The sequence below is a fragment of the Pseudoxanthomonas helianthi genome, from assembly GCF_017939625.1.
Lineage (GTDB): Bacteria > Pseudomonadota > Gammaproteobacteria > Xanthomonadales > Xanthomonadaceae > Pseudoxanthomonas_A > Pseudoxanthomonas_A helianthi.
Window position 1 is genome coordinate 435,607 of sequence record NZ_JAGKTC010000003.1, and the last position, 22,138, is coordinate 457,744.

Sequence of the window (22,138 nt, forward strand, 5' to 3'; positions counted from 1 at the left end):
GCTTGCGTAGAGTCGAGCTTGCTCGACTACTCTTGCCTCTCAGGATTGCCGGACAAAAAGCAGTCGAGCAAGCTCGACTCTACAAAAGCGTTCGCGACCAAGGCCGCTTCCACAGGAACAAATCAGGTCGAGCCGAGCATCCGCATCAGGTTCGGCAGTCCCTTGCCCTGCATGTAGCCATCGCGTCCCAGGTCCGTGCAGTTGTCCAGCACGATGCGCTTGACCCGGTCGGGGAAGCCGATGAATTCGCGTCGCGCCGACAGGAAGCTGGCCACCACGCCGGACACGTGCGGCGCGGCCATGCTGGTGCCGCTCATCTCGACCATCCAGGTTTCCGGCTTGGCCAAATGGAAGCCATGGTGCGCGGAGACGATCTTCTCGCCCGGCGCGACCACGTCCGGCTTCTGCCGGCCGTCGGCGGTCGGCCCGCGCGAGGAGAAATACGACACGCCGTAATTGTGCGGACTGCTCTTGTGCACCGAACCGACCGCGATGGCGTCCTCCAGATTGGCCGGGTCGCCGATGCTCAGGTCCATGTTGGTCGGATACGCCTCGCCGTCGCCCTGCACCAGGTAGGCCAGGCCTTCGTTGCCTGCCGCCACCACCACGACCACGCCCTGGCGCCACAGCCGGCGCAGTTCGTTGCACAGCGGCGTGAAGCCGCAACCGTAGCTTTCCGGGTCGAAGTCGCTGCCCAGGCTCAGGTTGACCCCATGGATCACCAGCTCGCCCGCCTTCTCGTTGATTTCGGCGACCTGTTGCACGGCCTTGATCACCCACGAATCGCGGCCTTCGCCATCGTCGTTCAGCACTTTGAAGCCGTACAGCTTCGCTTCCGGCGCGACGCCCGAAAACGCCACCTCCTCCGGCGTGCCGTCCGCGCCCGGCAACGGCGCGCGGCAACTGCCGGCGATGATGCCGGCGACGTGGGTGCCGTGGCCGTCGTGGTCCAGCTTGTGGAAGGCGTCGCCGTCGGCACGGGTCAGTTTCCTTGGCGCGCCGCGATGGGTGCAGTCCCACTGCGCTTCGACCGTGGCCGGCTTGTCGCGCTGGTTGAAATGCGGATGGTCGGCGCGGATGCCGGTATCCAGCACCGCCCAACCGATGCGATTGCCGCCGGCGCGATAGGCATTCTGCGCGGCATCGGCCTGCAACACGCTGCGCGACTGGTTCAACAGTGCGCGCTTGCCGGCATCGCGCCACAACCGCTTGAAACTGTATTGGCGATAGTCGTTGCGCAGCGATTCGATCTCGAACCGGGTCAGCCGCGCCGACACGTAACGCTGCAGGCTGTCTTCCAGGCAGATAGCGTCGTCCAGTTGCTCGCCGGACAGGCCGGTGCTGGCGCCGGCCATCGCGCGGATCCTGGCCAGCAGCGCGGTGCGCGAAGCCTCGACGTCGCGCTCGCCGGAATGCAGCTTGTCCATCTCGATCAAGGTTTCGTGGCGATAGTCGGGGCCTTGCGACTCCAACTGGTCCGACAGGTCCTTGATCAACACGGTATTGGAAACCGGCTGGTCGAAACCCGTTCCCACCGCCTGCCGCACGCGTGCGCGCAGCGCCGGGTTCGACAGGTATCCGGACGCCGAATGCGGCGTGCGCGGGCTTTCCAGGTTGGCCCCGGCGTGCCACACGTTGCTGAAGCGCGTGTCGCCGGCCTTGATGTCGATGTCGTCGCGCAGGTCGCCGTCCAGCGCGACCGGGTCCGCGCGGTCGGCGACGTTGTGCCAGTGGCGAATGCAGGCCGGGAACGGCAGCTTCTTTTTCTTCAGGCGCTGCTTGAACATGCTGCGCACGGCGAACAGGCCCAGCGGCGAACCGATGGTGACGAACAGGGCCACGTCGCAGACCTTGGGATCCATCTTGCGCAGCACTTCGTAGGCGATCATCGAGCCCTGGCTGTGGGCTACAACCACGAACGGCCCGCCGCCGGCCAGCAGGCGCTCGCGCAGGCTGCGCTCCATCGCCTCGCGCCGCGCCGGCACGAAGAAGAAGTCGTGCACGTCCTCGAGCAGCGCCGCCGATACCAGGCGCAGCAGCGCTTCGTTGATCTCGTCCAGCAAACCCCGCTTGCGCGTGCCGCCGGCGGCCGGACGGTCGGCGCCCATCTCTTTCAGGATGTCCTGCAGCAACTGTTCCTCGCGCGGCGTCTGCGCGATTTCGCTGGCCAGCTGGCGCAGCTCCTTGCGCGGCGCATGCACGCCCAGCGCGCTGATCACCCGCTGTTCGGCCAGGTTGATGGTCGGGCCCTGGTCGCGATCGTTGCGGGTGCCGGGCTCGGGGGTGGGATAGCGTTCGCGGTCGACCCAGTAGGCCATGCGCGTGCGCTCGCCCATGTTGCGGCCGAACAACGCCATGTCCCACTGCCCGCGCAACACCTCGGCGGGCGGCTTGTTGCCGATGCCGTGGATGTAGACCACGGTCTTGGCCTCGCCCTGCGCCATCGCCATGAAGTCGGTCGCGGCGAGCGCTTCCATTTCCGCCGGCCTGGCCGCGGCGCGTTTGCGGGCTTTCGGCTTCGTCGACTTCTTCGCCGCCTTGGCTGTCTTCGTCGTCTTCGCGACGGTGCGTTTCCGGGTTGCCATGCGTGTTTGCTCCCTTTGTTGCCGGCGGTCCGGCGTCCTTTCCCCACTCAAAACGCAAGGCAGCCGCGGAGCCAGCCACGCGGAATGACGGTGAAGCCACGATAACCCCGTTCAGTCTCCAAACTTGTGACGGCGGTCGCCCGCCCCTACACTGCCGGGGTCAGCAATGACGACACCCATGGGGCTGCACTGGCTTCGACGGGGGTTGCGAAATTGCCTGGCGCATGCCGAGGGGGCAGCTTTCCTCGTAAATCCAGCGGCAAACATCTAGTTGCCAACGACGACAACTACGCTCTCGCCGCTTAAGGCGTAAGCCCCGAACCCACTTGTGCCCGTGCTCGTGGATGTAGGGTCATTATCACGGGGTACAGCCGAGGTGGCCGCCTGTCTGCCCCGGCTGAACTTACAGGCTGGTCCTCCGATGCGCTTTGCGCACCGTGCTGTCGGGGGGCGAGATCCAACGGTGAGCTAAGCATGTAGTGCCGGGGATGGAGTGCCTTCGGACGCGGGTTCGACTCCCGCCAGCTCCACCATCCAACTGATAGTCACCTGTCTATCAACCGTTCGGGCCGAGGTCACTCTCGGCCCGAATTTTTTCGATCATCTGCCCACCCTATGTCCGCGCGCCTGGCAAGCATCGGCGCCGCGACTTATGATGCGGGCGTCGAAAATGGCAGGCCGGTATCTTGGTGAGCCCCGGCCACTGTTCGTGACGAACAGGTTTTCCAGCCCGTGATGGGCCGCGGACCGCGACGGAAGCACGCGCCAGTGCTTGCCCGTCGTTGCCGCCTTCTTGGCATCGTTCGAGCGGATTGAGCGCGTTGCGCCACTTCCTCTCATCGATTGTCCAAGGAGTTCCAACGTGCTTACCCATTCCAATCCCTACGTCGCCTTCCTTCCGCTGCTGTCGCTGTGCGGATGGCTGTTCATGTTCGCCCTGAAACGCCGGAGCCTTTTCATCGGCGACTGCATGGGACTGCTGTATCACCTCGCCCTCGTTCCGGTGGTGCAATTGCTGCCCGGCGGGGTCGAACTGAAATTCGCGGGTTATCTGTGGCTGTTCTGCGATGCGATGATCGACATGGCTTCGATCAATGGCGCCGGTCACGACGCGATATGGAAAGCGCGCATGGCCGTCCATCTGCCCGCGGCCATCTGGATCACCGGGGCTTCGGCCGGCATGAGCGGCGGAGCGTTCTACATCGGGATGCTGCTCGGCCCCGGCCTTTTGCTGCACGCCGTTTTCGGGCCGCGAATCCGCAATACCAAGCAGGTACTCGGCGTTTTCGTCATCCCGACGATGGCCGCGTGGCTGGGATGCGTCGCCTACTGGCTGTGAACCCGGCAGCTCTCCCGCCGACCAGAAGAAAACGGGCCGCTTTCGCGGCCCGTTCTTCGTTGCGGCGATCGCGTGGATCAGCCCTGCGCGCGCAGCGGTACCACGCGGATCTCGACGCGGCGGTTCAACGCACGGCCGGAGTCGGTGTCGTTGCTGGCGATCGGGCGGGTTTCGCCGAAGCCGACCAGCTCGAGGCGCGCGCTCTGCACGCCCTGGCCTTCCAGGTAATGGCCGACCGAGGCGGCACGGCGCTCGGAAAGAGCCTGGTTGGCCGCATCGCTGCCCACGCTGTCGGTATGGCCCGACACTTCCACGATGGTCTGGTTGTATTCGCGCAAGGTGCTGGCCACGTTGTTCAGCGCCGGATAGAACTGCGGCTTCAGCTCGGACTTGCCGAAGTCGAAGGTGACGCCGTCGGGCAGGTTCAGCTTGATCACGTCGCCTTCGCGGCTGACGTCGATACCGGTACCGGCGGTCTGGCGGCGCAGTTCGGCTTCCTGGCGGTCCTGGTAGGCGCCGATGCCGGCACCGGTCAGACCGCCGATGCCCGCACCGACCATCGCGCGCTGGCGGCGTTCGGTGGCGTTGCCGCCGCTGAGCAGGCCGGCCACCGCGCCGATGCCGGCGCCGATCAGCGCACCGGTGCGGGTTCGGTTGGGATCGTTCGGATCGTTGGTCTGGCCGGTGTAGCTGGCGCAGCCGCCGAGGGTGGCGACGGACACTGCGGCAAGCAAGCCGATCTTCAGCGTGGTCTTCATGGTGCGACTCCTTGGGGTGGATGCCCGGCGCGAGGGAACGCCGAAGCTGGGAAGCATTCGCCGCGAAGACTGCCAAGACGAACATGAACGCGATGAAAAGCCGCCATTCCGGTGCGAACCGCTCCCCCGGCGCCGTTCAGCTTTCGGCGGGCAACAGCGCCAATGCGGATTCGGCGTCGAAGGTGCGGTCCCAATCGCCCATCAGCGCCAGGTACAGCAGCTTGTCGAACTCGCTGCCGAAACGGCGGATGACCGCATCCGGATCGGGCACCAGCTTGGCGTCGGCGATCAGGCCGAAATGGACCCGGTTGTTGTAGCTGAGGATCGAAATGCCCAGGCCGATCGACCCGGTCTGCGGTACCCAGAACATCAGTTCCCGCAGCTTGCTGCCGCCCAGGTACAGCGGTTGCTGCGGGCCGGGCACGTTGGTCGCCACTGCCGTGGCCTTGCGGCTGAACAGTTCCAGGGCCACGCCCTGCAATGCTGCCGGGGCCATGCCGAGCGCCGCCAAAAGCCCAAATGCGACAATGGCTTGGCGAGAATTCTTTAGGTTATTCATGCATTCCGCGACGCGTTCGACCCGGCGTATCGGATTGGGTTCGCCGACCGGCAATTCGAGGAAGACCAGACCGAAGTGGTTGCCCAGTTTGCGCGCGTGTTCCAGCGGACGCAGGTTGACCGGCACGGTCGCGCGCAGAGTCACCCCGTCGATGTTTTCGCCCCGCTCCAGCAGGTAGTCGCGCAGCGCACCGGCCGCAGCGGCCATCAGCACGTCGTTGACGGTGCAATCGCAGGCGCGGCCGACCGCCTTCACCTCGTCCAGATCCAGCGGCTCGGCCCAGGCGACGCGCTTGCTGACCCCCAGCTTGCCGCGCAACAAGGTCGGCGGGTCGTCGGACAGGGCCAATGCAGCCAACAGTTCGCGGCCGATCTCGCCGCCCTCCTTCGCCAGCATCGTGGCCAGGGTCGGGTCCTGGACCATCTCCATGCCCTTGCCCAGCACCTTGCCGCCCAGCTTCATGTAGCGGTCGATCGCACCGACCCGGCGCGCGACGCCGGCGCCGTCCTGCTTCAGCCAGGCACTGCCCAGGTCGGCCTGCTTTTCCGGCTTCCGCTGCACGTCGGTCAGCGACAGCAGCACTTGCACCAGGGCGATGCCATCCGCATAGCTGTGGTGGATGCGCGCGACCACCGCCGAGCCGCCGCCGTATTTCTCGACCAGGTGGAATTGCCAGAGCGGCTTGGTCTTGTCCAGGGGCGAAGACGCCAACTGGCTGACGAAACGCTCCAGCGCACGCTTTTCCGAACGCGGATCGCTGCGCCCCGGCAATGCCGAAATGCGTACGTGCCAGTCGAGGTCGAAATTCGCATCGTCGACCCACGATGCGCCGGCCGGCGTATCGACCGCCTTCTGCCGGAAGCGCGGATAGGCGAGGAAGCGCTCGCGGATCAGCCGCTTCAGCCGTTCCAGCGTCATCGGCTCGTCCAGCATCAGCACGCCGGTGATCATCATCGGGTTGGTCGGCCGCTCCATCCGCAGCCATGCGGTATCGACGCGCGACATCGCTTCGCGCTTGGACCGCCTTTGGCCTTCGCCTGCAGGCCGCTTCGCGCGCTGTGTGGAAATGGCCATCGGTATCCTCCCCGGACTGGCCGTGAGTGAATCATGTTGCGCCGAAGGCGGTCAACGCACGGCCACGACGGACGAGCGCGCCGTGCAAAGCCAGCAACAGGATCAGCACACCCACTTCTATTTCCCAGACGGACCATGGCACGCCGAACATCGCAGGCAGCACGCGTTCGCCACTGATCCACCCGCCGTAGAACGCATGATCGAGGAAAGGCACGCCCAGGAGCGGCAACATCGGCAACATCAAGGCCCCGGCCAGCACCGGACCGCGACGCGGTGGCGCCAAGGCCCGCCAGCAGGCTGCCAGCGGCGGCAAGCACAGCAACGCCACGCTGGCGGTCGCCAGCCAGCGGCTGGAACCTACTGAAGCCAGGTCCCACAGCATTCTCTCGTCGCCCCCGCCAGCCACGGCGGTAACCAGGCGCATCAGCGGCTTGTTCGAGATGACCAGCGCGAAGCCCCACCAGATCGCGCGTCGGCGCAACAACAGCGCCATGCCTGTCCACATCAGCACATAGCTCAACAGCGGACCGGCGGCGGTGGTCCAGGGCCAGCGAGCGCCACAGCCGTCGGCGGTCACGAACAGGCTCAAGCTCATGCGGCCGACACCGCCGCAAAGCAGCGCCGCGGCCGCATGGTGGGTGAACTCATGGGCGAACGAAGCCAGCCAACCCAAGGCGACCAGCGCCGAAAGGTTGCGCGGATCGAAGGAAAAGCGGTATCCGGACATTGCGAAACCCCGCGATGAAAGCGACAGGGATACCGGATCCAGGCGGACGGTTACGGCTTGCGCAGCAGTTGCAACGCCTTGCCGACCATCGCGAAGGCGAACGCGCCGGTGATGTGGGTGGCCGCGCCAAGGCCGACACCGCAATCCAGCTTCAACGCCGCGTCGGCGCCCAGCTGCGGACGCAGGCCGCAGACGCTGCCGTCGGCCTGCGGGTATTGCACGTTCTCCAGCGAATACACCGCAGGCACGCCGAAATAGCGTTGCGGATTCTTCGGGAAGTTGAATTCGCCGCGCAGTTTCTTGCGCACCAGCGCCAGCAACGCGTCGTGCTCGGTACGCGACAGGTCGCGGATGCGGATCTGGGTCGGGTCGGTGCGACCGCCGGCCGAACCCGACACGATGATCGGCAGCTTGCGCCGCCGGCACCAGGCGATCATCTCGACCTTGGTGCGGAAACTGTCGCAGGCATCCAGCACCAGGTCGAAACCGCGGCCCAGCATCTCCTCGAGGTTGCCGGCGGTGACGAATGCGGGCACCGCCTCTGCTTCGATCAGCGGATTGATCGCACGGCAACGCTCGGAGACGGCTTCGGCCTTGTTGCGCCCGTACTGTCCCTCCAGCGCCGGCAACTGCCGGTTGGTGTTGGACACGCACAGGTCGTCCGCGTCGATCAGGCTCAAGTGGCCCACGCCCGAACGCGCCAAGGCTTCGACCACCCACGAGCCAACGCCACCCAGCCCGACCACCGCCACGCGCTTGGCGGCGAAGCCCTCGACGGCGCCCTGCCCGTACAGCCGATCGATGCCGGCGAAGCGTTCGCGCAGTTCTTTTTTCATCGGCGAATTGTACCCGTGGCGGATACCGTGACGGCCGTCGTACCATGGGCCTTCCAACACAAGGAGCCCGCCGCATGGCCAGCGAAACGCCCGTCACCGCCAAGAAGTCGAACGCTTCCCGCTATCTGTTCCTGTTCCTGCTCGGCCTGGTGGTCGGCGCGGTGGGCACCGTGTTCGCGATGCGAGCGATCCAGGCACGGCAGGATCCGTTCCCGCACAGCGTGATGCACGTGATGGGCAAGCAGATGGACCTGCTGGATGCGACGGTGAAGAGCAACCGCTGCGCCGCCACCGATACCGTGCCCTATGCGCGCACCCTGCGGGCGATGGGCAACGACCTGGAAATCGCCTTCCCCAGTCTTGCCGAAGACCAGCGTTTTGTTGCCCATGCCAGCGACTTCCGCGGCAAGCTCGACGCGGCGCTGGCCGCGCCGCCGACCGACTGCGCCGCCGCCACCGCGATGGCCAAGCAGATCGGCGGTGCCTGCAAGGCCTGCCACCAGGATTTCCGCAACTGATCCACGCGGCGATCACTGAATCGCCACTGACGCGCAACCCGGCGAATCCGCCGGGTTGACGCAGGGTTCATCGGCCGCCGCCAACCATGCGTCACGAGCGATGCGACGCATCGCGCATGACGAACGCAGGCCAAGGAGAACCCGATGAATACCCGTCTGATGCTTGCCGCTGCCATCGCCACCGCCGCGCTGGCCGGTTGCGCCACCTCGCCCGGCTACGGGCCTTCCTACGGCGGCGGTTACAACAACGGCGCGGGTTCGTATTCGCGCAGTTCCTGTTACGACTGCGGCGTGGTGGTGCGCGTCGACAGCATCGCCTCGGGGCGTACCGCGCCTTCGGCCACCGGCGCGGTATTGGGCGGCATCGTCGGCGCAGTCGCCGGCCGGCAGATTTCCGAACACACCGGCGGCAGCAAGGGCGAGAAGAACACCGCCACCGTGGCCGGCGCCGCCGCTGGCGCACTGGCCGGCAATGCCATCCAGAACCGTACCGCTGGCAGCTACGACATCACCGTGCGCATGGACGACGGCCGTACCGTGGTGATCAACCAGCGCAACCTGGGCGGCATCCGCGAAAACGCCTACGTTCGCGTGGTCAACGGCCAGGTCGTGCTGCGCTGAGGCCACGCCGGCACAAGCGCTACTTCCAGCAATCGGCCTTGGTCGCGGTCTTCTTGCCGGTCTGGTCGATGGTCATGGTGCCGCACTTGCCGTCGGCTTCGGCTTGGCGTCCTTGCGGCACGATCTGCAACGTATAGGCGGAGGCAGTCGGATCTTCGGCGTAGCTGATCGTGTAGAACGGGGATACGTCGTCGCTGCAGGTCGGGGCCGCCGCTCCCACGTAGGTCATGGCGGTCGTGTAGTAGCGCTCCATGTACTGCGCGTGATCGGTCAGGCAACCCTTGGCCGCGCTGGTTCGCGCCTTGACCATCGCGAATTCGTAGCTGGCGATCGCCGTCACCGTCAGGATGGCGACGATCGCGACCACGATCAACAGTTCGATCAGGGTGAACCCCTGCCCTGTCCGCCTCTGGCTCATGGACTCAGTCATGCAGGATCTCGCGCCAGGAAACCCGCCGCGGCGCCGATCCTGGCGGATTGATCGGCGGATCGGCCAGGCCTCCGCCCGAGCCACCGACGACGGCTACGGATTCGTCGGATCCGCGGATGATGATCGGCTTGGTCGGCATGCCGACGCCAGGGTTGATGGAGCCCGTCGCGACCTTTTTCCCGGAGCCATCGTCCAGCGTGTCGTTTTGGTCGAATTTCCTGTCGCCGTTGGTGTCGAAGAACGGATCCGCCAGGCTGGTACCGGTGAAGGCATCGATGGCGTTGAGATAGCCGTTGCCACCGGCGTCGCAGACGTTGCTGGTCGGCGGGACGACGCTGGCGAAGAACAGCGCCGAGCCGTCGACCAGGGGCCGGCTGAGCACGCGCTCTCCGGGCGACGGATTCGACAGATTGAGGTACCAGCCGCGCTTGCCCGCCGGCAAGGTACCGCTCGCCTCGAAGGCACGGTTGCCGGTGGTCGCATCGACCACCGCGATGGTCCGCGCTTGGAGTTCGGATGTCGCGATCGGGTCCGGTCCCTCGTCGATCAACGCATACATCGACTGCACGGTGTTGTCCGTCAGGTCGAGTTTCGACAGCAGGCTGCCGGTACCGGCGAACACCCAGCGCTGCCCCGTCTTCGGATGCTGCGCCAGCGCGAGGTCGGCGGTAACCGGCTGGCCGGAAGCGGTGGTGAACATCGGCCTGCCGCCATAACCGATCGACGGAGTCGTGCCGGTGAAGTCGAACTTCCAGACATGACCCTTCAGGTCGCCGGCGAAAACGTAATCGACGCTACCGTCCCCGTTCTCGTCCCAGCCGCGCGGCGAGAACAAGCCGTTGTCGCCAGCCTCGCCGGTGTCGATCTCGTTGAGCACCGCGCCGGTGAGCAGGTCGACGACATACAGCACGGCCTTGCCGCTGGCGCTGTTGATCCCGTTGCCGAAGATGGCGACCGCGGTGCCGTTGCCGAGGTGGCTGATCAGCGGCTCGCCCAGGACCTGGCCCAGGTTGGCGCCGCTGTTGAGTTCCCAGAGCACGTCGGCGGCGCGGAACGTCTGCGGCGAGGTGACGTCCAGCGCATACATGCCCTTGCCGCCGCGGCCCAGTGCGCCGACCAGGTAGTTCTTGCCCGGGGTGACGGCGCGAGACGAGACCATCAGGGGGCCGTCGACGAAGTATTGGTGCAGGTAACGCGGATTGCTCAGGCTCGCCAGGTTCGTGAAGTTGATGCCGCCCGGTACATAAGCGAAGAGTTCCGCGCCGGTGGTCGCATCGAAGGCATGCAGCATGCCGTCGTTGGCGCCGACGAAGATCGTCTGGGATTCCTTCACGTATACAGGCGATGAATTGGCGATGTCGCCGAGCACGGTGCCGCGGTCGCGCAGCTCCCCGCCGTTCTGCTTTTCCTTGCTGCGATCGCCTGCGATGTAGGCGGCGTTGTCCGTTCCATTGACCGGGGCGATGGCCCGCGACGACTGGTCCAGCAGGGCGATCTGGGCACTGGTCGGAAACGATGCGCCTCCCCTGCCGCCCCAGGTCAGCAGGTTGCGGCCCGAGGTCGGAATCAGCGCCGACGCCCTCCAGACCGGAGTGTCGTCCTTCACGTCGGCCGTGGAAGCATCGTAGGCCGCCAGTTCCCCGCTCCATGCACCGGAAAGATAGCTGGCCTGGTAGACGCGTCCGTTGGTCACGAACGAAGTGCTGTTCGCGGTCACGTTCGAGGCCGAGCCTAGGCGCTTGGCGACTTCCGCAAACGCCGCCAACAGGCCGTCGGTGAATTCCTTGCTGTTGCTGGCGACGAGGAAATCGCCGCGTCCGTTGACGCTGGCGTGCCACAGGTCGTCGATGCGATCCCTGTTTTCGCCGCCATTGATCGGATCGGGCCAGTGCTTGGTGCCGTTCCTGATCGACGGCAGGTCGCTCGACGGGTCCAGGTTGCCCCTCAAGCCGATCGAAACGCCGAAGGTGACCATGTGCTGCCAGAAAGCCTCGTCGGCCAGCGATTCGGGGACATTGTTTTCCAGATCGTTGCGCAAGTCGCGCTTCCAGTAATACATCGCGACGTCGGCAAGGGTATTCGATCGCGATTTGGTGGCGGTCTCGACGAAATTGTCCTGGTAAGGGTTTCCCGGCGCGTAGGTGAAGCTCTTCCTGATATTGCCCGACGCATCGGTCCAGGTGTTGGCCGGACCGGCGGTGCCGTCGGCATCGCCCACGCTGGCGAAACCGTCGGTCGAATTCCAGTAGCCATCGGTGGTCAGGATAGCGAAATTCTGGCGGCAGCTGATTTGCGAGACGCCGGTTCCCGAATCCCACGGCCCGGCCGCGTCGCTACGCGAAAAATAATCGCCGGCGCGTTGCAATGCGCGATGCAAGGGAGTGCTGCCATCGCCCTGCGCCGACCGCAGGCGGTCGAACCAGGTGCTCTTGTTGGCGCCGCGGAACAGGCCGCCGTCAGCGCCCACCGGGATATCGTAGGGAAAGCCCGTGGTGTTGCGGTTGATCGTGTCCAGGCCGATGCGCAGGTACTCGCCCACCCGGCTCAGGGCCTCGCTGGCACCGGCCTTGGCGACCTTCATCCGGCTGCGATGGTAGGAATACCAGATCGCGAAGTTGGTCATCTCGTCCGCTTCGCTGCGCCTCGATGCGGGGCTGGTCGGCAGCAGCGGGGTCGCGAACTCGCATTGCATCCAGCCGTCGTCCCGATTGGCGCCGTCGTCGCAACCGGCACCGGGCTCGCCTCGATTGTTGCTTCGCAACCTGCCCCACGTGCTGCGCACGACGTGAAGATTGCCGTTGACCCTGAGTATCTGGAACCGCTGGAAATCGGCCGGATCGGTGCTGGTCTTCACGGCGTCGGAATTCGGCACGAAGAACGTGCGCGTCGCAGTGGAAAGATTGACCGTATCGCTCAGCAAGGCGGTGTGGCGGTATGCCGCCGTGTAGGAAGTGCCGCCGGTGGAACGGGTGCCGTCGGCCTTGATCCAGGGAAGGTAGGTCGTCGCCGGGTTGTAGTAGATCGTGTTGTGGCCGTAAGACGCGTGGCGGATATTGGTGTCGTCCAGGTAGCCGGACGCACCCGTGCCGTCGCTGTATTTCGGGTCCGCCAAAGAAGCGGGCATCGAGACCAGGTTCATCGAGCCGGAATCGTCGAGGATGAAACGCACGTTCGCCGGCGGATACGCCGCCTGCGATTGCAGCGGATCGTTGGGGATGTCGACGGCGTGCCCCGGCCCCGCGGCCAGGGTGGCCAGGAAGGCGATGGCGACGGCCGTCAGTCGGCCACGCAGGGAATGACGGCGGGAATCGGAACGGATGGCGTTCATGGCCTGGCTCATCTCAAGGAACCGCGTAGATGGACTGCAGCATCACCTCGGCCCTGCCGTCGGCGCGGCTGAGCGCGGTGATGCGGTAGCGTCTTTCGGTGCCGCTGCAGGAGGTTTCGCCGATCACCTTGCTGGTGGTGCAACTGCCCCGCGGCGGCACGTTGGTGGCGAGCAGCTCGACGATGTACTTCGGCTTCGCCGTCTGGTCGCCGAGGGTCACGACGGTCTCGGGCGCATCCGCCCATACCGAGGGGTCTTCCCATATCGGTGCGGCACCCGGCACCGGAATCGCACACAACCCCTTCGTACAGCCGGATGCCGGAACCGCCGGCCGATCCGCAGCCACCAGTTCGCCCTCGCGCAAGGCAGCCTCGGCCGCCTGGAAGGCCAGTCCGCGATCGCGCACGCCGGCGCTCATGCGTTCCTCCATCAGCGTGCCGCGCAGGCTGGCCAAGCCGATCAGCGCGACGACCAGCAGCAGGATCAACACCACGAGCAGCGTCGCGGCGCCGCGCTGACGGGAATGGGATGCGGTCATGGGAGTCGTCATTCGGTGTGGTTCCGGATGGTCGTGATCATCTTCAGGTGGCGCCGGATGTCCTTTCCGTCCGCGCCCGGAGTTCCGGCACCTGTCAATACGATGTCGATGGAGACGGCGACGACCTTGTCCGAGGTCCAGTCCGCGGCGCTCACCGCGGTGGCGTCGACATAGCCCGTCGCACCGACGAGGAGGTACTTCAGGCTCATGTCCTCCACGCCGTCGACGATCTCGTTGTTGTCGACCTTGAGCTTGCCACCGTCGTTGCGGACGCTGGCTTGGTACAGCGACCTGCCGCCCTGTGCATTGGCGCCGATGTACCAACGCTCCATGCGCAGCCGGGAGATGATGGCGGGCCACAGGTCTTCCGGTTCGTTCTTGGTCCCATCCTCGTCGCCGTCGCAGCCGCCGCCGGAGAACTTGCCCATGTAGCAGCCGAAGGCGTACTGGTTGCCGTTGGCGCCATCGCAGTTCGGCGGAGCGCTGTACCCCAGTCCCTTGCTGCAGTTGCCGGGCGTGCCGGTGCCCGGGTTGTGGACCACCGTGACGTTGATTCCCGGTTGTGCGTTGGTCACCTGGAATACGGCGACCTCACCGAAATCGCAGGCCATTGCGATGTCGCCCGGAGACAGGCCGTGATCGGCGGTGCCCAGCTTGAATTGCGCGGAAGTCGGCACGTGGCTGACGATGCTCATGCCGGGCCCGGCGCTCTTGATTTCGATCGCGTCGGTGCCGGCGATGCGCTGTCCTTCGCCGGTACCGAAAGGCTCGCCCTCGAAAGCCTCGGTGCCTTCGTATCCATGGATGCCGATCGCATCGGTATACCACTTGCCCTGCGGATTATTGAGCACGTTGTAGACCGGCAAGCCGCGTTCGCACGGGTTTCCCCCCGCCTCGCGGATGTCGCGGGCCATCAGTTCGAAGGCGACGCGCAGATTCTCCTGCACGCGGCCGAGGCTTTCGGTGGCGTCGTAGGTGCGGCTGGTGGACAGGAACACGGTGATCGCTGCACCGGTGACGATCAGTCCGACCGCCAGCGCGACCATCAGCTCGACGAGGCTGAAGCCGCGCACCCGGGGGACCTGGTGGAAAGAACCGTTCATAGGCGCGTGACCGTCACGACCGGCGGGGTGGGCTCCCCAGCCTTCGCGCGCGTATCGGTCCAGCTGACCTCGATCTCGCATTTGTCGTTGCCGCAAACGATCTTCGCGCACGCGGAATCGCCAAGGACCTGCTTCAGGGAACCCATCCATTCGGCCAGGTCGTTCTTGGCCAGAGAACCGGTATCCGGTATGGCGCAGGTCTTGGCGGTCAGGTTGTAGGCGCCAACGCGCGCCTCGTCGCGATTCGCGCGCATTGCGTCGAGGATCGCGTAGGTCGCGATCGTGGCCTGGCTGCGCTGCAGCGAACCCTGGCTGCTGCGCAATGCGGCCATCTGCAGCGCCGCGATGCCCAGCATACCGAATGCGAGCAGCACGACCGCGATCAGCACTTCGATCATGCCGACGCCGGCGACGCGCCGGGGACCGGCGAATCCTCGTCCCGTCCGCATGCGAACGACCTCGCTCATGGTTTGTCTCCTGGTGTTTCGCACTTTCCGCCGGCGTCCTTGCGCTCCGCGCGGAACCGGCTGCCTGCGCTGATGCTGATGTCGCTTCGGTTCTGCCGCGGAGCGGTCAGCGGCAGGCACGCGCTCACGGCGGCGTTGAGCAGGTTGCCGGCCGCATCCCTTGCCATGCCGTCTGCATTGAAGGTGATCCGGCCGTTCAATGCCGTGCTGCCGAGCAGGCGCACTTCGCCGGCAACGGAAGTCCGCCGGACCAGGCGTTCGGTGGCCGCGTACTTGCCGTTGCGGTCCGCGTCCTGGAACACGATCCACCCACTGGCGCCGTTGCCATCGCACACCGGCGCATCGGCGTTCGGGTCGACCGTCAGGCAGGCGACCATGCGACGGTTCGCCCGGATCGCTTCGATCCTTGCCGCCTGGAGCGTCGCCAGCGTCTCATTGGTGGCGGTGCGCAACCGGTTGCTGTTGATCAGCGACTGCATGGAAGGCACGGCCAGGGCCAGCAGGATGGCGGCCACGGCGAGCGCGACCATCAGTTCGACCAGGGTCACGCCGGACTGCACACCGACGTACGCGACAGCGCCGGACGCTGGCCTTCGCTGTCGCCCCCCGCTGGCACACGCACGGAACCCCGCCGCGGCAATCACCGCAGCCATGAATCCAGCGTGCCGAGTTCCCCAGCGAAGCGAGCGCATCCGTTTTCCCTGATTGCGGCATTCCCCCTGCCAGGCAATCGGCTGCCGCTCCGACTTGCCCGCCCACATCATCCGATAATGCGGATAAAAGTAGCATTTTTCCCGACAAGCGGTATTTTTTGGCCCGATCCGGGCCTTTCATCACGTTTTTGTCATTACTAATACAGATTGTCGGCCGGCCGGGCGCGGCAAATTCGGTCAAATCCGGCGAACCGATCGGGCAGAAATCGGGGCGTCCCGGCCCAAGAGAGCGACTGGGGATCGGGAGCGGTACCCCGGCAGTTCAGGGCAAGGCCAGCGCACCCCGATGCGCGCAACCGCTGAGCGTCTTGCCGTCCAGGCTCAGCTTCGCCTCCCAACCCGAGGCCGCATCGGCCATGCCGTCGGCGCAATAGCCGGGAACGATTTCGACCTTCGCCGCCGGCGCTGAAGATTCCCAGACGTAAGCCGTGCCGGCCCTGGTCGCCGGCGCCTGCACCCGCAGCGCTTCCTGCCCGGGACGTTGCAGTTCCCATCCCGTCGCGCTCAACGACAGCGACCAGAACGGTTCGGTGCCGCGGGCAACGAACATCGCCTGTTCCAGCGGCGCGTCGCAACGCGGTCCCTCGGTGTGGACGCGTTCGACCGAGTCGACGATCCACTTGCCCTCGCGTTCGCGTACCCAGCCATCGAAGAAGAACGCGAGCCGCCCGCCCGGCTCCAGGAAACGATCGATGAAAGCCTGCGCATCCGGCGCGAATTCGACGATCCGCTGCCGGTCGCTGCCGCAAGGCGTAACGCCGTAGCCGTCCTTGCCGACCACGGCTTCGCCGCGCAGACGTTCCAACCCTGCGGCCGGCGACGATGCCGCGACCGGCTGCGCCGGCACCGGCGTCGATGCCGGCGGCTCGCCAGCGCTGGAATTCGTTGCACCGCCGCAAGCCGATACCGTCATCGCGACCATGGCAACCACCCCCAGGGACAGAAATTTCGTCGTTTCCACGGCCGAATCCGTTTTCAACCTTCGATTCGACGAGGCTAGCACGGAGGCCGCCCACGCATCGCGATGCGTTCACCCGCATCCCGGCTACATTCGGCCTGTCCGCCGCCCGGCGGGCATTCCACCCAACTCCAAGGAAAAGCCGAGCATGAAGTTCAAACCCGGTCATCTTGCTGTAGGCGCCACTCTCCTTTCGCTGTCGATCGCGGCCGTGGTCGCGGCGCCGAAGAACGCCGATCTCAATCCGCTGCAGGTCAGCATCGCGCCGGCCGCCTCCAAGGCGGGCGATCTACAGGGCCCGATCGAAGTCACCATCACCAACACCGGCAATCGCGCCGTGCGCGTGCCCAAGTGGGAACTGCCTTCGGACTCCCCGGAAACCTCGCTGTTCAAGGTCACCCTGGACGGCGAGCCGGTCGCGTACGAAGGCATGCTGGTCAAGCGTGGACTGCCGGAAGCGACCGACTTCGTCGTGCTGCCGCCAGGTCGCAGCCTGAAGACGGTGGTCGACCTCTCCGCTTCCTACGACCTGAGCAAGAGCGGCAACTACGAAATCAGCCTGGTTTCGCCGTTGCAGCACGCTTCGCTGTCCGACGGGCGCATGCTGCGCGATTCGCGCGGCAATCCGATGGTCCTGCGCAGCGACAAGGCGCGCGTCTGGATCGACGGCAACGACGTGCTCGGCGCCGCCAAGTCCGGAACCAACGGCAAGGGCAAGCCGGGCAGCGGCGGCACCGTGGTCAACGGCGTCAGCTACGTCGGTTGCTCGACCACCCAGATCGCCACCGCCGGCGACGCGGTGATCGCCGCGCGCGGCTACTCGGAAAACGCGAAGAACTACAACTTCACTTCACCGGGCCCGCGCTACACCACCTGGTTCGGCACCCCGACCTCGACCCGCACCAACACGGCCAAGCAGCATTTCACCGCGATCGACGCGGCGCTCGACCAGAGCAACGGCGAAGTCAAGATCAACTGCGGCTGCAACCAGAGCTACTACGCCTACGTCTACCCGACCCGGCCGTACGAGATCTTCGTCTGCCGCGCGTTCTGGAACGCACCGCTGACCGGCACCGATTCCAAGGCCGGCACGCTGATCCACGAAACCAGCCACTTCAACGTGGTCGCCGGCACCGACGACGTGGTCTATGGCCAGGCGGGCGCGAAGAACCTCGCCCTGACCGACCCGGATGGCGCGCTGAACAACGCCGACAGCCACGAATACTTCGCCGAAAACAATCCGGCGCAGAACTGAGGCGTTTCAAGCAGCAACAAAAAACCCGGCGCAAGCCGGGTTTTTTGTTCGACCGGCCGCATTCGGCCGGCGATGTTGTCGGGCCTGCCTCAGAGCGGCTGCACGGCGTCGGCCTGCAGGCCCTTCTGGCCCTGGACGACGGTGAAGCTGACCTTCTGGCCTTCCTTCAAGCTCTTGAAGCCCTGGGTCTGGATGGCGCGGAAGTGCACGAACACGTCCTCGCCGTTCTCGCGGCTGATGAAACCGAAGCCCTTCGCATCGTTGAACCACTTGACGGTTCCGTTCTCACGCTCGGACATACGCTTTACTTGCTCCTTGAAACAGGTGGTGGAAACGCCGGGTCGCGGCGGCTGGTTGCAAGGAGGAAGCGCGTAACGATGAAGCGACCTGCAAGGATCGACTACACGTAGCCACAATCCACGATGAATCCGGCAAGCACAGCGCCTGCACAGTAGCGCGGCATTTGTGAAAATGCAAACCCCCGCCGGACCGGGTTTCGGCAACTACAACCGATTGATCGATAAAGGAATTTTCGTGGACACCCAAGCCATCTGCTACGCCCTGGCGGTACTGATGATCGTGGTGGGCATCGTCGGCGTGGTCCTGCCCGCGCTGCCCGGCCTGCCGCTGGTGTTCGCCGGCATGCTGCTGGCGGCCTGGGCCGGCGACTTCCAGCGGATCGGCTGGGTGGCGCTGGTCGTGCTGGGCCTGATGACCCTGCTGTCGCTGGCGGTGGATTTCCTCTCCACCACGGTCGGGGCGAAGAAGGTCGGCGCCAGTTCCAAGGCGCTGTGGGGTTCGGTGATCGGCACCTTCGCCGGCCTGTTCTTCATGCCGATCGGCGTGCTGGTCGGCCCCTTCGTCGGCGCCCTGCTCGGCGAACTGTGGCATGGCCGCAAATGGCGCAAGGCCGCGAAGGTCGGCTTCGGTACCTGGCTGGGCATCGCGCTGGGCATCGTGCTGAAGCTGGGATTGGCGTTCGCGATGCTCGGACTGTTCGTGTTCGCGTGGTTCTTCTGACGCGCGATTTGCGATGATCCGTCCGAAGACCTGCGAACCATTGCGCCCATGACGACTTCCGCTTTCCGCACTTCCCTGCTGACCCTCGCCATCCTCTCGACGCCGGCCCTGGCGCAGGAAACGGACAAGGCCACGATGGCCGGCGCCTGCACCGCGATCGCCACCGACGCCGAACGCCTGGCCTGTTACGACCATGCACTGGGCCGACGGCCGTCGGACACGAATGCCGCCGACGCCGACGCCAATGCCGCGCGCCTGCAACTGGAACAACTGAAGGCCGCAAGCGCGCCGCCGGCCGACGCACCGCTGGGGCAACGCGCACGCCATCGCCTCGGCGCGGTGTTCGCGGTGGACGATCCGGCCGCCGCCGATGCGCTCGCCAACGCCGGCAAGGGCTCGCTGCTGGACAGCCGCTGGGAACTGGCCAAGGACTCCAAGCTGGGCGTGTTCCAGATGCGCGCATACAAACCGGTGTACCTGTTGCCGGCGTTCTGGACCAGCCAGGTCAACGAGACGCCGTATTCGCCCAATCCGCGCAATACCGTGACCGAGCCGCAGAACCTGCAGGACGTCGAGGCGAAGTTCCAGCTCAGCTTCAAGACCAAGTTCGCCGAGAACCTGTTCGGCGACAACGGCGACCTGTGGGGCGCGTACACGCAAAGCTCGCGCTGGCAGGTCTTCAACGGCGACGACTCGCGTCCGTTCCGCGAAACCAACTACGAACCGGAAGTGATGCTGGTGTTCCGCAACAACTACAGCCTGGGTGGCTGGAAGGGGCGGATGACCGGCATCGGCATCAACCACCAGTCGAACGGCCGGCCCGACCCGTTGTCGCGCAGCTGGAACCGGGTCGTGGCCAGCTTCGGGCTGGACCGCGAGAACTGGGCGCTGGTGCTGCGGCCGTGGTGGCGCATCCCGGACGGCAACGACGACGACAACCCGGACATCGAGGATTACGTCGGCCGCGGGGACGCGATGCTGACCTACACGCGCGGCGGCCACGTGTTCACCGTGCTGGGCCGGCATTCGCTGCGCACCGGCGAAGATTCGCACGGCGCGGTACAGGTGGACTACGGCTTTCCGATCAACCGTTCGTTCCGCGCGCACATGCAGCTGTTCCACGGCTACGGCGAAAGCCTGATCGACTACAACCACAAGGCCACCTATTTCGGCCTGGGCATTTCCCTGCTGGATTGGTACTGATGGAAGAAACCACGATCTACCACAACCCGCGCTGCGGCACTTCGCGCAACACGCTGGGCCTGATCCGCAACGCCGGCATCGAGCCGCGCGTCATCGAATACCTGCAATCGCCGCCCGACCGCGCCACCCTGCTGGACCTGATCGGACGCATGCGGGTGCCGGTGCGCGACGTGGTGCGCAGCAAGGAAACGCTGTATGCGGAACTCGGGCTGGAAGACGCGGACGACGATGCACTGGTCGATGCGATGCTGGCGCACCCGGTGCTGATCAACCGCCCGATCGTGGTGACCTCGCGAGGCGTGAAACTGTGCCGGCCCTCGGAGCAGGTGCTCGACATCCTGCCTGCGCCGCAACGCGGCGAGTTCCGCAAGGAAGACGGCGAGCTGGTGGTCGACGCGAACGGCCGGCGCGTTTCCGCGGCCTGAAATCAGTCGCGTCCGCTGCGCCAGCGACGGTGCTCGACCCGCATGCAGCGGTCCTGCACCACGTCGATGCCGGCATCGAGCAGTTTCCCCGCGAACGCGTCGTGGCGGATCCCGGATTGCAGCCACACCACGCGCGGCCTCGCCGCCAGCAGATCGGGCAGGTGCGGTTCCAGGTCTTCCGGCTTGCGGAACACGTCGACCACGTCGACGCGGCCGGGAACGTCCGCGACTTTCCGGTGCACCGCCCTGCCGAGGATGCGGTCGACGTCCGGGTAGTAGACCGGCACGGGCAGCACTTCGTAGCCGGCGTTGCTCAGGTACAGCGGAATCTGGTGGGCAGGCCGCTCGGCGCGCGTTTCCGGCTTGATGCCGAGCACGGCGATCCGCCGGGTGCGTTGCAGCAGGCGGTCGATGGCGTCGAAGTCTTCCAGCAGCTGGCCACGCACGGTCGGCTCCATGAGGTTGTGGGAACGGCGATTCGGATCGGCGGCAAGGCTACGCAGCGGGCCGGCCATTCCGTAGACTCGGCCATCGATCCGGGATCCTTCGAAGGTACGCATGTCCGACCAGCCTCGTCCGCGCCGCTCGTACGCCGCTTACGCCTCCGCCCTGCTCGGGCTGCTCAGCCTGTTCGGCGTGCTCTGCTTCCACTTCCCGGAGTTGCTGACCAGCCAGGACTTCCGCAAAGTCTATACCGAACAGTTCGCGCGCCACCTGTTGCTGGTGGGACTGGTGGCGGCGTTCGTGCTGGGCACGCTGGCCATCCTGCGCGACCGCAACAAGCGCGTCGCGCTGACCGGCGTCGGCGCCGCGACCCTGGCGGTGCTGCTGGGCGGCACCAACGTGCAGTTCGACTCGATCGGCAAGACGCCGTATTCGCTGGGCCTGGACTGGTTCGTGATCTCGCTGTTCTTCTCGGCCCTGGTGTTCGTGCCGATGGAGCGCTTCCTCGGCAAGCGCGAGCTTTCCCCGCTGCGGCCGGGCTGGCGCACTGATCTCGCCTATTTCTTCATGAGCCACGTGCTGGTGCAGTTCATCCTGATCCTGGTCACTGCGTCGACCTCGACGATCGCCGGGCTTGCGCTGTTTCCCTCGTTGAAGGCGGCGATCCAGTCGTTGCCGACCTGGGCGCAGTTCCTGATCGCGGTTTTCGTCGCCGATCTCGCGCAGGCGCTGCTGCACCGCGCGTACCACAACATTCCGTGGCTGTGGCGCTTCCACGCGGTGCACCATTCCAGCCGTGCGATGGACTGGCTGGCCGGTTCGCGCGTGCACTTCGTCGAAATCGTGCTGACCCGCAGCGCTGTGCTGTTGCCGTTGCTGGTGCTGGGTTTTTCCGCATCGGCGGTCAACGCCTACGTCGTGCTGGTCGGGCTGCAGGCCGTGCTGGCCCACGCCAACCTGGGCATCCGCTTCGGCTGGCTGGAATACCTGCTGGTGCTGCCGCGCTACCACCACTGGCATCACGCACGGCACAAGGACTACCTGGACGTGAACTACGCGATCCACCTGCCGTTGGTGGACATGCTGATGGGCACCTTCAAACTGCCGAAGAAGCAGGAAGAATGGCCGGAGGAATACGGCGTGATGAAGCTGGAAACCGTGCCGCGCGGCATCCTCGGCCAGCACCTGATGCCGTTCCAGGGCGGCAAGAAGTTCGACGATTACGTCGCGTAGGGCT

Annotated in this window: 22 protein-coding genes and 1 other RNA gene; 9 read left to right on the forward strand and 14 right to left on the reverse strand. The window is 65.8% G+C overall.

Annotated features, from left to right (window positions below; genetic code table 11):
- Positions 1–122: 122 nt before the first annotated feature.
- On the reverse strand, positions 123–2,585 hold the full coding sequence (locus J5837_RS13830; protein ID WP_210537347.1) for a S8 family peptidase: 2,463 nt from the start codon (positions 2,583–2,585) through the stop codon (positions 123–125).
- A gap of 180 nt (positions 2,586–2,765) precedes the next feature.
- Between J5837_RS13830 and ssrA the strand changes: the two genes are divergently transcribed.
- Positions 2,766–3,118, forward strand: a transfer-messenger RNA (tmRNA) gene (ssrA, locus tag J5837_RS13835).
- 239 nt (positions 3,119–3,357) lie between these two features.
- Positions 3,358–3,924: a hypothetical protein gene (locus J5837_RS13840; RefSeq protein WP_210537348.1), complete on the forward strand. Its 567-nt coding sequence runs from the start codon at positions 3,358–3,360 to the stop codon at positions 3,922–3,924.
- A gap of 77 nt (positions 3,925–4,001) precedes the next feature.
- Here the strand turns inward: J5837_RS13840 and J5837_RS13845 are convergent, their stop codons facing one another.
- The 4 genes from J5837_RS13845 to J5837_RS13860 form a co-directional block, all read right to left on the reverse strand.
- Positions 4,002–4,682, reverse strand: coding sequence for a YiaD family glycine zipper/OmpA-like lipoprotein (locus J5837_RS13845; protein WP_210537349.1), 681 nt, complete (start codon positions 4,680–4,682; stop codon positions 4,002–4,004).
- A 136-nt stretch (positions 4,683–4,818) separates the two neighbouring features.
- Positions 4,819–6,315 carry a WS/DGAT/MGAT family O-acyltransferase gene (locus tag J5837_RS13850; protein WP_210537350.1) on the reverse strand — a complete coding sequence of 499 codons (1,497 nt, stop codon included), beginning with the start codon at positions 6,313–6,315 and terminating at the stop codon, positions 4,819–4,821.
- A gap of 31 nt (positions 6,316–6,346) precedes the next feature.
- Entirely contained in the window at positions 6,347–7,042 is a 696-nt protein-coding gene (locus J5837_RS13855; protein ID WP_210537351.1) for a hypothetical protein, read from the reverse strand.
- Between the two features lie 50 nt (positions 7,043–7,092).
- Complete coding sequence (locus J5837_RS13860; protein WP_210537352.1) at positions 7,093–7,878, reverse strand: tRNA threonylcarbamoyladenosine dehydratase; 786 nt, start codon at positions 7,876–7,878, stop codon at positions 7,093–7,095.
- 74 nt (positions 7,879–7,952) lie between these two features.
- Between J5837_RS13860 and J5837_RS13865 the strand changes: the two genes are divergently transcribed.
- Together J5837_RS13865 and J5837_RS13870 are read left to right on the forward strand one after the other, a co-directional pair.
- The gene (locus J5837_RS13865; RefSeq protein WP_210537353.1) at positions 7,953–8,396 is read left to right on the forward strand and encodes a cytochrome c; all 444 of its coding nucleotides are present in this window, start codon (positions 7,953–7,955) and stop codon (positions 8,394–8,396) included.
- Positions 8,397–8,540: 144 nt separating this feature from the next.
- Positions 8,541–9,017, forward strand: coding sequence for a glycine zipper 2TM domain-containing protein (locus J5837_RS13870; protein WP_210537354.1), 477 nt, complete (start codon positions 8,541–8,543; stop codon positions 9,015–9,017).
- Positions 9,018–9,036: 19 nt separating this feature from the next.
- Here J5837_RS13870 and J5837_RS13875 read toward each other — a convergent pair whose 3' ends face one another.
- The 7 genes from J5837_RS13875 to J5837_RS13905 form a co-directional block, all read right to left on the reverse strand.
- Entirely contained in the window at positions 9,037–9,435 is a 399-nt protein-coding gene (locus tag J5837_RS13875) for a type IV pilin protein (protein WP_244755959.1), read from the reverse strand.
- Between the two features lie 4 nt (positions 9,436–9,439).
- Positions 9,440–12,775 carry a pilus assembly protein gene (locus tag J5837_RS13880; protein WP_244755960.1) on the reverse strand — a complete coding sequence of 1,112 codons (3,336 nt, stop codon included), beginning with the start codon at positions 12,773–12,775 and terminating at the stop codon, positions 9,440–9,442.
- A 13-nt stretch (positions 12,776–12,788) separates the two neighbouring features.
- The gene (locus J5837_RS13885) at positions 12,789–13,313 is read right to left on the reverse strand and encodes a pilus assembly PilX family protein (protein WP_210537356.1); all 525 of its coding nucleotides are present in this window, start codon (positions 13,311–13,313) and stop codon (positions 12,789–12,791) included.
- 8 nt (positions 13,314–13,321) lie between these two features.
- Positions 13,322–14,416 carry a prepilin-type N-terminal cleavage/methylation domain-containing protein gene (locus J5837_RS13890; protein WP_210537581.1) on the reverse strand — a complete coding sequence of 365 codons (1,095 nt, stop codon included), beginning with the start codon at positions 14,414–14,416 and terminating at the stop codon, positions 13,322–13,324.
- Complete coding sequence (gene pilV, locus J5837_RS13895; protein ID WP_244755961.1) at positions 14,413–14,883, reverse strand: type IV pilus modification protein PilV; 471 nt, start codon at positions 14,881–14,883, stop codon at positions 14,413–14,415. The genes J5837_RS13890 and pilV overlap by 4 nt, the downstream gene beginning before the upstream one ends.
- Entirely contained in the window at positions 14,880–15,536 is a 657-nt protein-coding gene (locus J5837_RS13900) for a GspH/FimT family pseudopilin (RefSeq protein ID WP_210537357.1), read from the reverse strand. The genes pilV and J5837_RS13900 overlap by 4 nt, the downstream gene beginning before the upstream one ends.
- Positions 15,537–15,858: 322 nt before the next feature.
- Positions 15,859–16,557 carry a hypothetical protein gene (locus tag J5837_RS13905; RefSeq protein WP_210537358.1) on the reverse strand — a complete coding sequence of 233 codons (699 nt, stop codon included), beginning with the start codon at positions 16,555–16,557 and terminating at the stop codon, positions 15,859–15,861.
- A 145-nt stretch (positions 16,558–16,702) separates the two neighbouring features.
- Between J5837_RS13905 and J5837_RS13910 the strand changes: the two genes are divergently transcribed.
- Positions 16,703–17,809 carry a M35 family metalloendopeptidase gene (locus tag J5837_RS13910; protein ID WP_210537359.1) on the forward strand — a complete coding sequence of 369 codons (1,107 nt, stop codon included), beginning with the start codon at positions 16,703–16,705 and terminating at the stop codon, positions 17,807–17,809.
- An 89-nt stretch (positions 17,810–17,898) separates the two neighbouring features.
- On the opposite strand, the gene J5837_RS13915 is transcribed toward J5837_RS13910, so the two are convergent.
- Positions 17,899–18,108 (reverse strand): cold-shock protein, encoded by a 210-nt coding sequence (locus J5837_RS13915; protein ID WP_162373916.1) that lies wholly within the window; start codon positions 18,106–18,108, stop codon positions 17,899–17,901.
- Between the two features lie 235 nt (positions 18,109–18,343).
- Here J5837_RS13915 and J5837_RS13920 point away from each other — a divergent pair, with 235 nt between their 5' ends.
- From J5837_RS13920 to arsC, 3 genes are read left to right on the forward strand one after another with little or no spacing between them, the layout of a single operon-like run.
- Positions 18,344–18,829, forward strand: coding sequence for a DUF456 domain-containing protein (locus J5837_RS13920; RefSeq protein ID WP_210537360.1), 486 nt, complete (start codon positions 18,344–18,346; stop codon positions 18,827–18,829).
- A 48-nt stretch (positions 18,830–18,877) separates the two neighbouring features.
- A complete protein-coding gene (locus J5837_RS13925; protein ID WP_210537361.1) occupies positions 18,878–20,032 on the forward strand; it encodes a phospholipase A in 1,155 nt (384 codons plus the stop codon).
- On the forward strand, positions 20,032–20,457 hold the full coding sequence (gene arsC, locus J5837_RS13930) for an arsenate reductase (glutaredoxin) (protein ID WP_210537362.1): 426 nt from the start codon (positions 20,032–20,034) through the stop codon (positions 20,455–20,457). Before J5837_RS13925 ends, arsC begins: the two co-directional genes overlap by 1 nt.
- Positions 20,458–20,459: 2 nt before the next feature.
- Here the strand turns inward: arsC and J5837_RS13935 are convergent, their stop codons facing one another.
- On the reverse strand, positions 20,460–20,915 hold the full coding sequence (locus J5837_RS13935; protein ID WP_210537363.1) for a CoA-binding protein: 456 nt from the start codon (positions 20,913–20,915) through the stop codon (positions 20,460–20,462).
- A gap of 100 nt (positions 20,916–21,015) precedes the next feature.
- Here J5837_RS13935 and J5837_RS13940 point away from each other — a divergent pair, with 100 nt between their 5' ends.
- The gene (locus tag J5837_RS13940; protein ID WP_210537364.1) at positions 21,016–22,134 is read left to right on the forward strand and encodes a sterol desaturase family protein; all 1,119 of its coding nucleotides are present in this window, start codon (positions 21,016–21,018) and stop codon (positions 22,132–22,134) included.
- Positions 22,135–22,138 lie beyond the last annotated feature (4 nt).

Excerpts from the sequence above, each read along its gene's own strand:
- J5837_RS13900 (WP_210537357.1), bottom strand. The coding sequence starts at position 15,536 with ATGGCTGCGGTGATTGCCGCGGCGGGGTTCCGTGCGTGTGCCAGCGGG.
- J5837_RS13830 (WP_210537347.1), bottom strand. The coding sequence starts at position 2,585 with ATGGCAACCCGGAAACGCACCGTCGCGAAGACGACGAAGACAGCCAAG.
- pilV (WP_244755961.1), bottom strand. The coding sequence starts at position 14,883 with ATGAGCGAGGTCGTTCGCATGCGGACGGGACGAGGATTCGCCGGTCCC.
- J5837_RS13845 (WP_210537349.1), bottom strand. The coding sequence starts at position 4,682 with ATGAAGACCACGCTGAAGATCGGCTTGCTTGCCGCAGTGTCCGTCGCC.
- J5837_RS13885 (WP_210537356.1), bottom strand. The coding sequence starts at position 13,313 with ATGACCGCATCCCATTCCCGTCAGCGCGGCGCCGCGACGCTGCTCGTG.
- J5837_RS13925 (WP_210537361.1), top strand. The coding sequence starts at position 18,878 with ATGACGACTTCCGCTTTCCGCACTTCCCTGCTGACCCTCGCCATCCTC.
- J5837_RS13865 (WP_210537353.1), top strand. The coding sequence starts at position 7,953 with ATGGCCAGCGAAACGCCCGTCACCGCCAAGAAGTCGAACGCTTCCCGC.
- J5837_RS13915 (WP_162373916.1), bottom strand. The coding sequence starts at position 18,108 with ATGTCCGAGCGTGAGAACGGAACCGTCAAGTGGTTCAACGATGCGAAG.
- J5837_RS13850 (WP_210537350.1), bottom strand. The coding sequence starts at position 6,315 with ATGGCCATTTCCACACAGCGCGCGAAGCGGCCTGCAGGCGAAGGCCAA.
- J5837_RS13870 (WP_210537354.1), top strand. The coding sequence starts at position 8,541 with ATGAATACCCGTCTGATGCTTGCCGCTGCCATCGCCACCGCCGCGCTG.
- J5837_RS13910 (WP_210537359.1), top strand. The coding sequence starts at position 16,703 with ATGAAGTTCAAACCCGGTCATCTTGCTGTAGGCGCCACTCTCCTTTCG.
- J5837_RS13940 (WP_210537364.1), top strand. The coding sequence starts at position 21,016 with ATGTCCGACCAGCCTCGTCCGCGCCGCTCGTACGCCGCTTACGCCTCC.
- J5837_RS13880 (WP_244755960.1), bottom strand. The coding sequence starts at position 12,775 with ATGAACGCCATCCGTTCCGATTCCCGCCGTCATTCCCTGCGTGGCCGA.
- J5837_RS13860 (WP_210537352.1), bottom strand. The coding sequence starts at position 7,878 with ATGAAAAAAGAACTGCGCGAACGCTTCGCCGGCATCGATCGGCTGTAC.
- J5837_RS13935 (WP_210537363.1), bottom strand. The coding sequence starts at position 20,915 with ATGGAGCCGACCGTGCGTGGCCAGCTGCTGGAAGACTTCGACGCCATC.
- J5837_RS13855 (WP_210537351.1), bottom strand. The coding sequence starts at position 7,042 with ATGTCCGGATACCGCTTTTCCTTCGATCCGCGCAACCTTTCGGCGCTG.
- arsC (WP_210537362.1), top strand. The coding sequence starts at position 20,032 with ATGGAAGAAACCACGATCTACCACAACCCGCGCTGCGGCACTTCGCGC.
- J5837_RS13875 (WP_244755959.1), bottom strand. The coding sequence starts at position 9,435 with ATGAGCCAGAGGCGGACAGGGCAGGGGTTCACCCTGATCGAACTGTTG.
- J5837_RS13890 (WP_210537581.1), bottom strand. The coding sequence starts at position 14,416 with ATGAACGGTTCTTTCCACCAGGTCCCCCGGGTGCGCGGCTTCAGCCTC.